Source organism: Actinomycetes bacterium (genome assembly GCA_035506535.1).
GTDB lineage: Bacteria > Actinomycetota > Actinomycetes > DATJPE01 > DATJPE01 > DATJPE01.
Genome location: DATJPE010000065.1, coordinates 20505 through 33181 on the forward strand (window position 1 = coordinate 20505; position 12677 = coordinate 33181).

The 12677-nt window shown below is 72.4% G+C and carries 12 protein-coding genes; 9 read left to right on the top strand and 3 right to left on the bottom strand.

The window, feature by feature from the left end; all coding sequences use genetic code 11:
• Positions 1–83: 83 nt before the first annotated feature.
• On the bottom strand, positions 84–1007 hold the full coding sequence (locus VMI11_10300) for a hypothetical protein (protein HTY72796.1): 924 nt from the start codon (positions 1005–1007) through the stop codon (positions 84–86).
• Between the two features lie 258 nt (positions 1008–1265).
• Here VMI11_10300 and alaS point away from each other — a divergent pair, with 258 nt between their 5' ends.
• From alaS to VMI11_10345, 9 genes are all read left to right on the top strand, one after another.
• A complete protein-coding gene (gene alaS, locus VMI11_10305; protein HTY72797.1) occupies positions 1266–3935 on the top strand; it encodes an alanine--tRNA ligase in 2670 nt (889 codons plus the stop codon).
• On the top strand, positions 3932–4405 hold the full coding sequence (gene ruvX / locus VMI11_10310) for a Holliday junction resolvase RuvX (protein ID HTY72798.1): 474 nt from the start codon (positions 3932–3934) through the stop codon (positions 4403–4405). Before alaS ends, ruvX begins: the two co-directional genes overlap by 4 nt.
• 7 nt (positions 4406–4412) lie before the next feature.
• Positions 4413–5492 carry an endolytic transglycosylase MltG gene (gene mltG, locus VMI11_10315; protein ID HTY72799.1) on the top strand — a complete coding sequence of 360 codons (1080 nt, stop codon included), beginning with the start codon at positions 4413–4415 and terminating at the stop codon, positions 5490–5492.
• Positions 5489–6292, top strand: coding sequence for a shikimate dehydrogenase (locus VMI11_10320; protein HTY72800.1), 804 nt, complete (start codon positions 5489–5491; stop codon positions 6290–6292). The genes mltG and VMI11_10320 overlap by 4 nt, the downstream gene beginning before the upstream one ends.
• A gap of 115 nt (positions 6293–6407) precedes the next feature.
• Entirely contained in the window at positions 6408–7406 is a 999-nt protein-coding gene (locus VMI11_10325) for a roadblock/LC7 domain-containing protein (protein HTY72801.1), read from the top strand.
• A gap of 48 nt (positions 7407–7454) precedes the next feature.
• The gene (locus VMI11_10330) at positions 7455–8999 is read left to right on the top strand and encodes a DUF4388 domain-containing protein (GenBank protein HTY72802.1); all 1545 of its coding nucleotides are present in this window, start codon (positions 7455–7457) and stop codon (positions 8997–8999) included.
• A gap of 5 nt (positions 9000–9004) precedes the next feature.
• Positions 9005–9583, top strand: coding sequence for an ATP/GTP-binding protein (locus VMI11_10335; GenBank protein HTY72803.1), 579 nt, complete (start codon positions 9005–9007; stop codon positions 9581–9583).
• A gap of 20 nt (positions 9584–9603) precedes the next feature.
• Positions 9604–10284: a methyltransferase domain-containing protein gene (locus tag VMI11_10340; protein HTY72804.1), complete on the top strand. Its 681-nt coding sequence runs from the start codon at positions 9604–9606 to the stop codon at positions 10282–10284.
• Between the two features lie 45 nt (positions 10285–10329).
• Positions 10330–11451, top strand: a complete 1122-nt coding sequence (locus VMI11_10345) for a DegT/DnrJ/EryC1/StrS aminotransferase family protein (protein ID HTY72805.1) — start codon at positions 10330–10332, stop codon at positions 11449–11451.
• Positions 11452–11503: 52 nt separating this feature from the next.
• Here VMI11_10345 and VMI11_10350 read toward each other — a convergent pair whose 3' ends face one another.
• Together VMI11_10350 and VMI11_10355 are read right to left on the bottom strand one after the other, a co-directional pair.
• Positions 11504–12124, bottom strand: a complete 621-nt coding sequence (locus VMI11_10350) for an acyltransferase (GenBank protein HTY72806.1) — start codon at positions 12122–12124, stop codon at positions 11504–11506.
• Between the two features lie 9 nt (positions 12125–12133).
• Positions 12134–12677 (bottom strand): glycosyltransferase (locus VMI11_10355; GenBank protein ID HTY72807.1); only part of this gene is annotated, 544 nt, incomplete at its 5' end.

The window sequence follows — 12677 nt, forward strand, 5'->3', positions numbered from 1 at the left end:
GCGGAATCGGCGGGGTACGGGCCCGCTGGTGGTCCTGATTGCGCGGAATCGGCGGCGTGGGAGGGCCGAGGCGAGCCCGCAGGTCAGGGGCGCCCGCGACCGCGTGGGGTCGGGTGCGGTGTCGAGCGCAGGACGTAGGTCCTCTCCTCGGACGGACGACGCCGGGCGCGGCGGTACGCCGCGAGCAGACCCTCACGGATCAGCCGCGGATCGCGCAGGTCCTCCGCCCAGATGGCCGCTGTCTCCATCCCCGCGGCGTCGAGCGCGCGAAACCGCTGGGTGTCCGCCCGGGGCCGCTCACCCTCCCGATGGGCCGCCCCCTGATATTCACCGCCCACGCCGGCTTCTCGGTCCACCAGGTCCATACGGGCGATGAATGCGCCACCTCGGTCGAGAACGACCACTTGGGGCTCGGGCATGCCCAGCCTGCTCCTGACCCAGATCGTTCGGAAGACGCTCTCCGGTGGGCTCTCCGTCCTCCCGTCGAGCAGGGGCAACGCGGCCCTCGCCCGCGGGACGCCGCGCCAGCGGGGGCGCTCGGCGACGTACGCGCCGAGCTCCTCGACCGTGGTCAACCCGAATCTCAGCGCGGCATCCCCGGCGGCGACCGCGTCGCCGAGAGTTGCGGCCCCCCGCATCTGGTCGAAGGCTGTTCGGACGCCGCTGGTCAGAGGAACCCCGTCGACCTCGATCACGTCCTCGGGTTCGAGCTCGGCTTGGATGACCTGGAGACCGCGCCGAACGTACGGCCGTCCCGGTCGGGCGACGGTCACCGGGACCGGTGCGAGTTCCCCCCGGCTCGTGCGCCCGTCCACCCAGGTCTCGGGCACCCCCAGCAGCGTGGCCGCCGCCCACGACCCGAGCGCCGCGCCCTTGGGCAACGCCGCCGCGGCTACGTGCGCACGGACCTTTGGGTCCCGGGCGTCAAGATTCGGCTGGAGGCGGATGCCGTGGAGCGCCCGCGCCCCGTCCGGCCGCTGGCTGACCCGCCAGGCGAGTGACGTCATGACCGTCATGCTGGGCCTGTCGAGGGCGGTTGATGCGCCGTCCACAGGCGAGGATCCCTCCGCGTTGGGAGGCAGCGCCTGTGGATGCCGCTCGCTGACGTGGCCGATTGCGCGGAATCGAGGGGGACGAGCCGGGCTGAGGCCTCCCATTCCGCTCAATCGGGCGAGCATTCCGCGCAATCGGGCGAGCATTCCGCGCCATCGGGCGAGCATTCCGCGCCATCGGGGGAAGAGGTGCGGCCAGGTAAGGTCCCCGCCATGGAGACGGCTGAGATCCGGCGCCGCTGGCTGCGCTTCTTCGGCGAGCGCGGACACGTGGTCGTGCCCTCGGCGTCCCTCCTGCTCGACGACCCGAACCTGCTGTTCGTCAACGCCGGGATGGTGCCGTTCAAGCCCTACTTCCTCGGCCAGCAGGCACCGCCCTGGCCGCGGGCGACGAGTGTCCAGAAGTGCGTGCGGACCCAGGACATCGACGAGGTCGGCAAGACCAGCCGCCACGGCACGTTCTTCCAGATGAACGGCAACTTCTCCTTCGGCGACTACTTCAAGGAAGGCGCGATCACCTACGCCTGGGACCTGGTGACGCGGCCGCAGTCCGAGGGCGGCTTCGGGCTGCCGGAGGACAAGCTGTGGGTGACGGTCTACCTCGACGACGAGGAGGCCATCGCGCTGTGGCAGAAGGTCGCGGGCCTGCCGATCGAGCGGATCGTGCGCCGGGGCAAGAAGGACAACTACTGGAACATGGGGGTGCCCGGTCCGGGCGGGCCGTGCAGCGAGATCTACCTCGACCGCGGCCCGGAGTACGGCCCCGAGGGCGGGCCGGACGTCGACGAGGACCGCTTCCTGGAGTTCTGGAACCTCGTGTTCATGCAGGAGGAGCTCAGCCACGTCCGTAGCAAGGAGGACTTCGACGTCCTCGGCCCGCTGCCGGCCCAGAACATCGACACCGGGATGGGCCTCGAGCGCATCGCGAGCATCCTGCAGGGCGTCGACAACCTCTACGAGATCGACGAGGTGCGCCCGGTGCTCGACCGGGCCGCCGAGCTCGCCGGGAAGACCTACGGGCGCGATCACGACGACGACGTCCGCCTGCGCGTCGTCGCCGACCACGTGCGCACCGGGCTGATGCTCGCCGGCGACGGCGTGACCCCGGGCAACGAGGGCCGGGGGTACGTGCTGCGCCGCATGCTCCGCCGCGTCGTGCGCAGCATGCGCCTGCTCGGGGTCGACGAGCCGGTGCTGCCCGAGCTGCTGCCGGTGAGCCTGGAGCGGATGAAGGCCTCCTATCCCGAGTTGGAGTCCGACTGGGAGCGGATCACCACGGTGACCTACGCGGAGGAGGAGTCCTTCCGGCACACCCTGCGCGCCGGGGAGCAGCACTTCAGCGCGATCACCTCCTCGCTCGGCGGCGGCCTGACGGTGCCCGGCGAGGAGGCGTTCCGGCTCCACGACACCTACGGCTTCCCGATCGACCTGACCTTGGAGATGGCGGGCGAGGCCGGGCTCACGGTGGACGAGGAGGGCTTCCGCCGGCTGATGGCCGAGCAGCGCCGGCGCGCCAAGGCCGACGCGCAGGCCAAGAAGACGGGGCACGCCGACGTCTCGGCGTACCGCGCGGTCGGCGATCGCAGCGGGCCCACCACCTTCCTCGGCTACGAGCAGACCACCGCGGACGCGACCGTCGCCGGCCTTGTGGTCGACGGCGAGCCGGCCGAGTACGCCCGCGAGGGGCAGGAGGTCGAGGTCGTGCTCGACCGCACTCCCTTCTATGCCGAGGGCGGGGGCCAGCTGGGTGACACCGGCCGCATCGAGCTGGACAACGGGACGGTGCTGGAGGTCCTGGACGTGCAAGCCCCCCTCCCGGGGCTGTCGGTCCACCGTGCCCGCGTCGCCGGGGGCGAGGTACGTCGGGGCCAGCTGGCCGAGGCCGTCGTCGACCTCGAGCGCCGGCTCGCGATCAGCCGCGCGCACACGGCCACCCACATGGTCCACAAGGCCTTCCGCGAGGCGCTCGGCGAGACGGCGACCCAGATGGGCTCGGAGAACTCCCCGGGCCGGCTGCGCTTCGACTTCCCGAACCCGGCGGCGGTGCCGCCCAGCGTGCTCGGCGACGTCGAGGCCCGGGTCAACGACGTGCTGCTCGACGACCTGGCCGTGACCGCCGAGCAGATGACCCAGGAGCAGGCGCGGGCCATCGGGGCCATGGCCCTGTTCGGGGAGAAGTACGGCGAGCGCGTGCGCGTCGTCTCGGTCGGTGACTGGGCCCGCGAGCTGTGCGGCGGGACGCACACCCACCGGACCGGTCAGCTCGGCGTGGTCAAGATCGTGGGGGAGTCCTCGATCGGGGCCGGCGTACGGCGCATCGAGGCGCTCGTCGGCGCCGACGCCTACCGGTTCCTCGCCCGCGAGCACGTCCTCGTGTCGCGCCTGTCCGAGGCACTCAAGGCCCGCCCGGAGGAGCTGCCCGAGCGCGTCGAGTCGATCGTCGCGCGGCTGAGGGAGGCCGAGCGCGACCTTGAGCGCCTGCGGCGCGCCCAGCTGCTCGCCGACGTCGACCGCCTGGTGGGGCCCGCCCGCGACGTCGCCGGGATCGCGGTCCAGGCCTTCGCGGCACCGGAAGGGACTGACGCGGGGGCGCTTCGCCAGATCGTCCTCGACGCGCGGGGGCGCGTCCCCCAGGGCAGCGCGGCGCTCGTGGCCGGGCTGGCGGCCGCGGACGGCAAGGTCTCGGCGCTGGTCGTGAGCACCCCGGCGGCGGTCGAGCGCGGGGTCAGCGCCCGGACCCTGCTGCAGGCGCTGCTCGCCCACGTCGACGGGCGCGGCGGGGGCAAGGACGACGTCGCGCAGGGCGGGGGTACGTCCCCGGCGGGGATCCCGGCCGCGCTCGCGGCCGTCGACGACGCGGTGCGGTCGACGGTGCGGGCGTGACGCTACGCCCGGGCGTACGGCTCGGGGTCGACGTCGGCAGCGTCCGCGTCGGAGTGGCGCGCTGCGACCCCGCCGGGCTGCTCGCCACCCCGCTGGCCACCCTGACCCGCCGTGAGGGCGGGACCGGAGACCTCGACGAGCTGGCGGCCCTGGTCGCCGAGGAGGGCGCCGTCGAGGTCGTCGTCGGGCTGCCGCTGCACCTGTCGGGCGCCGAGGGCCAGGCGGCGGAGGCCGCCCGCGGCTACGCCGCCGAGCTGGCCTGCCGGGTGGCGCCCGTCCCGGTGCGGCTGGTCGACGAGCGGCTGAGCACCGTGTCGGCGTCCCGGGACCTGCGGGCCGCGGGGCTCGACACGCGGCGCGGCCGGATTCTTCGGGACCAGGCCGCGGCTGTCATCATCCTTCAAGCGGCACTCGACGCGGAGCGCGCCACCGGGCGCCCCCCCGGCGAGGCGGTCGGAGGAGGAGCGTGATCGGGCGGTGAGCCAGCTCGGGCTGCAGATGGCGCCGGAGGGGCAGACCAAGCGCGGGCGCTTCGGGGCGATCGTGGCGGTGCTGCTCGCCTTCGTCGTCGTGGCGGTGCTGCTCGCCGGCCTGCTGATCTTCGGGCTACGCCTCATCGGGTCGGGCAACGCCAACGACTACTCCGGCGACGGGACCGGGCAGGTGGACGTACGGGTGGCCCCCGACGCGACCACAGAGCAGATCGCGCAGACCCTGCAGGCCGACGGGGTGATCCGAAGCGCCTCGACGTTCCTGGCCATCACCGCCAACGACGACCGCGTCCGCCGGATCCAGCCCGGGACCTACCGCATGCGCGAGCACATGTCCTCCTCGGCGGCCCTGGACGTGCTGCTCGACCCCACCGCCAGGGTCACCGCCCGTGTGGTCATCCCCGAGGGGACGCCCACGAAGCAGGTGCTCGCGCTGCTCGCGTCGAAGGGAGGCCTGAACCAGGCCCAGCTGGCCGCCGCGGCCGCGAAGACCGGCACGCTCGGCCTGCCGCCGTACGCGAACGACCAGCTCGAGGGCTTCCTCTTCCCGGCGACCTACAACGTCGACCCCTCGACGACGCCCAGGGAGCAGCTCAGGGTGATGGTCGCCCGGTGGCGCCAGGCCGCCTCCGACGTCGACCTCGTCAGCGCGGCGAAGGCGCAGCACCTGACCCCCTACCAGGCGCTGATCATCGCCAGCCTCGTGCAGGCTGAGGTCAAGCCGAAGGACTTCGCGAAGGTCGCGCGGGTCATCGACAACCGCATCGCCGCGGGCATGCCGCTGCAGCTGGACACCACAGTCCTGTACGGCCTCGGGCGCGCGGGCGGGCCGGTGAGCACCGCGGACACCAAGGTGGACACCCCCTACAACACCTATCTGCACAAGGGACTGCCACCGACGCCGATCGACAACCCGGGTGAGGCCGCGCTGCACGCCGTGCTGCACCCGGCGACGGGCGACTGGCTCTACTACGTGACGGTGAACCCGACGACGGGGGAGACGAAGTTCACCAACAGCTACCAGAAGTTCCTGCAGTACAAGCAGGAGTACAAGAGCAATTCGTGACCGGGCCCCGCCGCGCGGCGGTGCTCGGGCACCCGATCGCGCACTCCCTCTCACCGGTCCTGCACCGCGCCGCCTACCGCGAGCTCGGGCTCGACTGGACCTACGACGCCGTCGACGTCACGGCGGAGATGTTGCCCGCGTTCGTCGTCGGGCGCGGCCCGGAGTGGGTCGGGCTGTCGCTCACGATGCCGCTCAAGCACGCCGTGCTCCCGCTGCTCGACACGGCCGAGGACCTCGTGTCGCTCGTCGGGGCGGCCAACACCCTGGTCTGGCGCGACGGCCGACGCCTGGGCGCGAACACCGACGTCACGGGCATGCAGGCGGCGCTCGCGGAGCGCGGGCTGCGGGATGTCGCCGAGGCGACGGTGCTCGGGAGCGGGGCCACGGCGGCGAGCGCCGTGGCCGCGCTGGGCCTGTGGTCCGTGCCCCGGATCACGGTCGTCGCGAGGCGCCCGGAGGCGGCGGCTCCGTTGCACGCGGTCGCCGAGCGGCTGGGGACCGCCGTACGCGCCCTCGGCTGGGACGAGGCGACCCGGGCGCTGCGGGCGCCTCTGGTGGTCTCGACCGTGCCCGCCGGCGTGGCGGACGCCCTTGCGGGGCAGGTGCCGGAGGGGCCGGGCGCCCTCCTCGACGTGGTCTACGCACCGTGGCCGACCCGGCTCGGCGAAGCCTGGCGCGAGGCCGCCGGCGTGGTCGTCTCGGGGCTCGACCTGCTCGTTCACCAGGCCGTCGGCCAGGTCAGGCTGATGACCGGCCGAGACGTCGACGTGGCCGTGCTGCGGGCGGCCCTCGGCCGCTGAGCTGAGGCGGGGTGACGAGCCCCTCGGTGCTGTCCATCCGGTTCAAGGAACCACCCCCTCACGCCGATGGGGTCTGGAGGGCACCGCCAGATGCCCGCTACGGAGGGTTCCCACGATGTCGGACGTCCACGCCGTGCCGGGCAGCTCGACCCGCCTGGACCGTGTCCTCAACGACCTGCTCCGTCGTTGCCCGGAGCTGCAGGCCGCTGCCGTCGTCTCCTTCGACGGGCTGCCCATGGCCTCCGCGCTGCCCCACGGCTTCGACGAGGACCGGGTGGCCGCGATGAGCGCCGCACTGCTCTCCCTCGGTGAGCGGGCATCACAGGGACTCGGCCGTGGCTCGCTGAACCAGGTGTACGTCGAGGGCGAGGAGGGCACGGTCTTCCTCGTGTCCGCCGACGACGAGGCGGTCCTCGTCGCGGTCGGCTCGCACGGTGCCAAGGTCGGCCTGCTGCTGTTCGAGGTGCGTCGCGGCGCCCTGGCGGTCGCGGAGACGCTGCGCCACGAGGACCTCCCCGAGCCCGCCCACGGATACGTCAGCCGCGAGGTCGTCGCGCCGATGCCCGTGCACGTCGCCGGGCACGAGCCCGAGCCGGCCCACGAGACCGCGGCCGTCGCGACCCCGGTCGTCGAGGCACCAGTCGTCGAGGCACCAGTCGTCGAGGCACCCGCTGTGGAGTCCCCGGCGGAGGAGCCGGTGTTCGTCGCGGCCCCGGCCGTGGAGTCGCCCGTGGAGCCGACCTTCGCCTCGGCCCCCGCGCAGCCCGTCGAGCCGGTGTTCGTCGCCGCACCCGTCGTGGAGGAGCCGGTCGCCGAGGCAGAGGCGGTCCCGGTCGTGCCGTCGTACGGCCCGCCGGTGCACACCCCGTCCTACTCGAACCTGCACGAGACTCCGACGTACCCGACCTACAACGGGCAGCCCGCCGACGACGCGGACGTCGACGATGACGACCCGTTGCCGGTGGGCGAGGTGCCGCCGGTCGGGACCTACCAGGACCAGCCCGCTGCCCAGCCCGTCCCGGCGCCTTCCGGCGAGCTCGGCAGCTGGGCGACCTTCACCCCCGGCGGCTCGCTGAGCGCGCCCAGCTCGCAGGGGCTCGACCCCTGGAGCTGACCTGCCCCCCTCCCGCACCACCCACACCCACGACACGACGGAGCTGACGTGAAGTTCGAGGGCTCACTCGACGCGTTCAGCCTCCCGGACATCTTCCAGCTGCTGAGCTTCACGAAGAAGTCCGGCGGGCTGAGGTTGCGCAATGGGCGTGGCGAGGGCGTCGTCTGGTTCCTCGAGGGATCGGTCACCGGGGCCACCTCCGACGTCGCCCACCAGGCACTAGCCCGTCGCGTCGTGGGCATGGGTTTGGCCGATGCCGACGCGGTCCGTGCGGCCGCCGAGCGGGCGGCCGACGGGCAGGTCGGCGTCGCCCGGGCGTTGCTCGACGCTGGTGCCGTCGACGCCGAGGTGCTGCGCGCGGCGGTCATCGCCCAGGTCGGCGACGCGGTCAGCGAGCTGCTGCGCTGGACGACCGGGGACTTCGCCCTCGTCGACGGAGCCAACCCCGACGACGTCGGGGTCCTCCTTGCCCCCGACGCCCTCGTGGCCGAGGCCCGGGGCCGCGCGAGCGCGTGGGAGTCGCTGTCCGAGGTGCTCCCCTCGCCCGACGTGGTCCTCGCACTGAACCCGGTGGCCCCCGAGCCCCAGACGGTGCTCAGCGCCGAGGAGTGGGCGCTGCTCGCGCTCGTGGACGGCCGCCGTTCCGTCGGGAGCATCGTCGCCCTGACCGGCCGCGGCCAGTTCTCGGTCGTCTCCACCCTCGCCGAGCTGCTGCGCCGCGGGCTCCTCCACGCCCGTGGCGCCTCGGACCCCGTCGCGGACATGGAGTCTCTGCTGTCCCTGCTCGCGCCGCTGGAGGCCGCGCGCGCGGGCGACCTCGACTCGCCCGCACCCGCGACCTCGCAGGTGGGTGAGGTGGCGGCACGGCCGGCCCCGCCCGCCGCCGAGGCTGCCCCCGTGGTCGCCGAGCCCGTCCTGGCGCAGCCGGTCCCCGCTCCCGCCCGGGCCGAGGAGCCCGAGCCAGCACCCGAACCCGCACCCGAGCCGGCGCTGGAGCCCGACGACGCGCCCGAGCCGGCCGGCGCGGCCGCTGGGCCGTCCGAGCACAGCCCCTTCACCCCGGTCGCTCCGATGTCCGGCTGGGACGTCGACCCGGAGCCGACCCCCAGGGCGGGGGACGAGCGCGTCGCACCCGAGCCGGCACTCGCCCAGCTCGCCTCGGAGGAGCCCGTCCCTCCGCTGCTGACCCTCGCCCTGTCCCGCCTCGACGCCCCGGCGGAGGAGCCAGTCGTCGGCGTGGTCGCCCAGGCCCAGCCGCAGCCGCTGCCCGGCCCTGGCGATGACGACCAGGCGGAGACGGCCGAAACTGTCGTCGAGCACCCCCTGCCCCGTCTGGGTGGGGCCCACGTGCCCGGCGACGTCGTACCGCCGCGCGCCGAGCCGTTCCTGCCGTCACGCCAGCCGGAGCACCCGGAGCCCCTCCCGTCGAGTGCTCGCGTGACCGCTGGCCTGGCGTCGATGCCCGCCCGGGCAGCCGTGCACGGCAGCGCCGCCGTGGCCGCCGAGCCCCAGTCGTCCTCGCTCATCGAGCGCGACCCCAGTGTCAACCGCAGCCTCCTCCTGAGGCTCATCGCAGGAGTGAGGGGGCTGTAACGGACATGGCAACCGGGAGGATCCGCCGTCGTCACGGCGGCCAGGCCGTGAAGATCGTCGTCACGGGGCCGTTCGCCGCGGGCAAGACCACCATGATCCGCACCATCAGCGAGATCACCGTGCTCTCCACCGAGCGGGGCATCACCGACTCGACCCGCTCCCGCAAGGCCGAGACCACGGTCGCGATGGACTTCGGCCGGATCACCATCGACCGCGACCTCGTGCTCTACCTGTTCGGGACGCCCGGGCAGGACCGTTTCGACTTCATGTGGGAGATCCTCGGCGAGGGGATGCTCGGGTACGTCCTCATGATCGACGCCGAGCGCGAGGACTCCCTCGCCGAGGCCATCGGGATCCACGCGGCGTTCCGGCGGATGGCCCGGGTCCCCTATGTCGTCGCCCTCAACCGTGCCTCGGCGCTGGAGCCCGACGTCGAGGCACGCGTGCGCGAGGTGCTCGAGCTCGCGCCGGAGGTGGCGCTGCTGGCCTGCGACGCGACGGACAAGGAGTCGGTCAAGGCGGTCCTGCTCGCCCTGCTGTACGCCGTCCTCGACGAGCTCGAGGCCGAGCGCGTCAGCGTCTGAACGTCTGGGATGCTGCGCGCGTGCAGTTGAACTGGCTCCTGCGCTATCAGCCGGTAGTCCGGCTGCTGGAGCAACGTCCACCAGGCACGATCCTCGACGTCGGCTCCGGATGGCACGGGCTGAGCGCGTACGTCTCCGGCGAGATCATCCAGACCGATCTGGCCTTTGCGTCGCCGACACAGCCCGTCGCGGGCTTCAGCCCGGTGCTGGTCGCCGCGAGCGCTGATGCGCTTCCCTTCACCGACGGCGCGGTGGACTGCTGCGTGAGCTTGGACATGGTCGAGCACCTCCCCGACTCCATTCGGATCTCGAGTGTGAGGGAGCTCTGCCGCGTCAGTCGCGGGGCCGTCATCATCGGCTTCCCGGTTGGCTCCGCGGCCCGCCGGGTGGACAGCGTCCTCGACCGCCTCCTGGGCGTGCTGCGTCGACCCAGCCCCGATTGGTTGATGGAGCATCTGGGCCAGGAGCGCTACCCGACGGTCGACGTGGTGGTCGACGGCTTGCCGCCCGGATGGCGGATCTCTCGGGTCGTGGGCTCGGGGAATGTCGTTCTCCTGGCCTCGGCTGTTCTGGCGGAGGAGCTGCCCGGCACGCGCCGGGTCTGCGCGCGCCTGGAGCGACGGTGGCGTCGTCGCGGCGTGCCTCGCCTGTTCGACGGGGGGTCGACCTACCGGCGCATCTACCTGCTCGAGGCAATCTGACGCCGCTTCCACGGGATCCCGAAGCGCCAGAGGTACGGTTCACCGGTGTCGGAGGAGTCGAGCGGGATCCGATTCCAGCGACCCAGGATCCCCAGCCAGACCCGGATCGACAGCTACTTCGCCCAGGCTCGGGAGGCGCGCTGGTTCAGCAACTTCGGTCCTTGCGTGTCGGAGTTCGAACAACGGGTGAGCCGTGAGTTGCTGTCCGGGTTCCCGGTCTGCTCCGTCGGGAACGCCACGCTTGGGCTCATGGTCGCGCTACGAGCGGTCCTGGGTGAGCCCTGCGCCGGTCGTGACCGAGTCCTGGTGCCCTCGTTCACGTTCGTCGGATCACTCGCGGCAGTCGTGTGGTCAGGCTTCAGGCCTCAGTTCGTCGATGTCGACCCCGACGACTGGCAACCGTCACCGCAGTCGCTACGGGCGGCAGGGAACGATGAGCGCTTGGCCGGCGCGCTGCTCACGACGACGTTCGGGACGCCGTGGACCCCCGATCGCGAATCTGAGATCCGCGACGCGCTGGACGATCATTCGCTTCCTCTCGTGCTCGACTCCGCGGCAGGGCTGGGCAGCTGCGCACCGTCGGGACGTACGGGGTCGGCGACTGTGTACAGCCTCCATGCCACCAAGCCCTTCGCGGTGGGAGAGGGTGGGCTGATCTGCTCTCCTGACTCCGACGTGGTGCGTCGGTCGAGGCAGTTGTCCAACTTCGGCTTTGACGAGGACCACGGGCTCGGCGCCGAGGTCGGTATCAACGCAAAGCTCTCGGAGATCCACGGAGCCATCGGGCTGGCGGTGCTGGACGAGTTCCCGACGCAGCTGGTCCAACGGCGCAATCGGGCTCTTGAGCTGTTGGAGGAGGTGAGCTCGTACGGGCTTCGCCCGCAACTGGGTCACGCGAGATCGACGTTTCAGTTCCTGCCGATGCTGTGCGCGGATCACCACCACCGCGCCACCTTGCTGGACCTTGCCCAACGTTCCCGAGTCCAAGTACGCGCCTACTTCGACCCGCCGATGCATCGCGTACCTGCGTTCCGGGCCGACGTGGACGGCGAGCTTCCCGTCACCGAGGACCTTGCGGCGCGCATCGTGTGCCTGCCCATGGCCGATGATCTCAGCGAGGAGGAGTCGGCCGCCATCGCGGCCGTCTGCCGACGGGCGCGAGGCTAGCGTCCTGCGTCCCACGCCGGTTGACCCCGCGAGAACGACGCACGCGGAACGCTTAGATCGGGCGAGCCGGCACCCCGGCCACAACCACTCCGTCGGGCACGTCGCGGGTCACGACCGCCCCCGCGCCGACCACGCTTGCACGTCCGACCCTTCGGCCGGGAAGGATCACCGCGCCCGCGCCGAGGGTGGCGCCTGCGCCGACGCTGGCGCCACCAGTCACCCGCGCTCCCGGGCCGACCGTGGAGAATTCCGCCACATCGGCGTCGTGGCTGATCGTCGCGCCGGCGTTGATGTGCACGTGCGGCCCGACGCGCGCCCCGCTGCTGACGAAGGCGAAGGGGAAGACCACGATCCCCAGCTCGCTACCGAGGCGCTCCACGACTCTCGAGAAGGTGCTCACCACGGTCACCGGTGTGAGCCCCCGCGTTTCCGCAACCGCGGCGAGGCGACGCCTGAGCTGAGGGCTTCCGACGCCACAGACGTATGCGGCCGGGCCGGCCCATGTGCAGAGCACCGGTGTCCCCTTCAACCGGGGGTCGGCCGCTGCCTGCGCCTCGAAGGCAGCCTCGACGTAGAACGCCACCAGAGTCAGCGCCGGTTCACGCCCCGGCTCGTCGATGATGTCGCGGATCTCCCGTGCGTGGCCGCCCGCACCCACCACAACGACTCGCATGCCGGCTCCTCAGTAGTGCCGGTACGTGACGTTGTCGTGGAAACCGATGCGCACACCTGCCGCGCGCATCCGCTTCCACAGGTTCCAGTCGGCGGGTTCTCCCAGGCGCCAGCAGGTGTCGCTCATCCGGAAGAAGCGCAGGCCCGCGCTGTACAGGACGCTGCCGTGCGAGATGGAACCTTCGCGAAGGCGTGGACGCCCTACGACCCGCCAACCCCCTCCTTCGCACGCGAGCAGCGCCTTGCTGTGGACCATTTCGTGGCGTCCCAGCTTCGCGGTCGCCAGGAGCTCCTCGACGTGGGTGGGGGTGAATTCGTCATCGTCGTCGCACGGCGCGATCCAGTCTCCGCGGGCCAAGGTGAGGGCCGCGTTCATGGGATGAACGCCAGCCACGCGCCAGAGGTTCAGGGGATCACGCGGATACGTGCCGCGTCGAGGCAGGTTGACGAACCGGATCCGTGAGTCGGCAACGCTCTCGACCGCACGAGAGGTCGCCTCGTCGCACGCGTCACCCACCACGAGGACCTCGATGCGTTCGTAGGTCTGGGCCAGG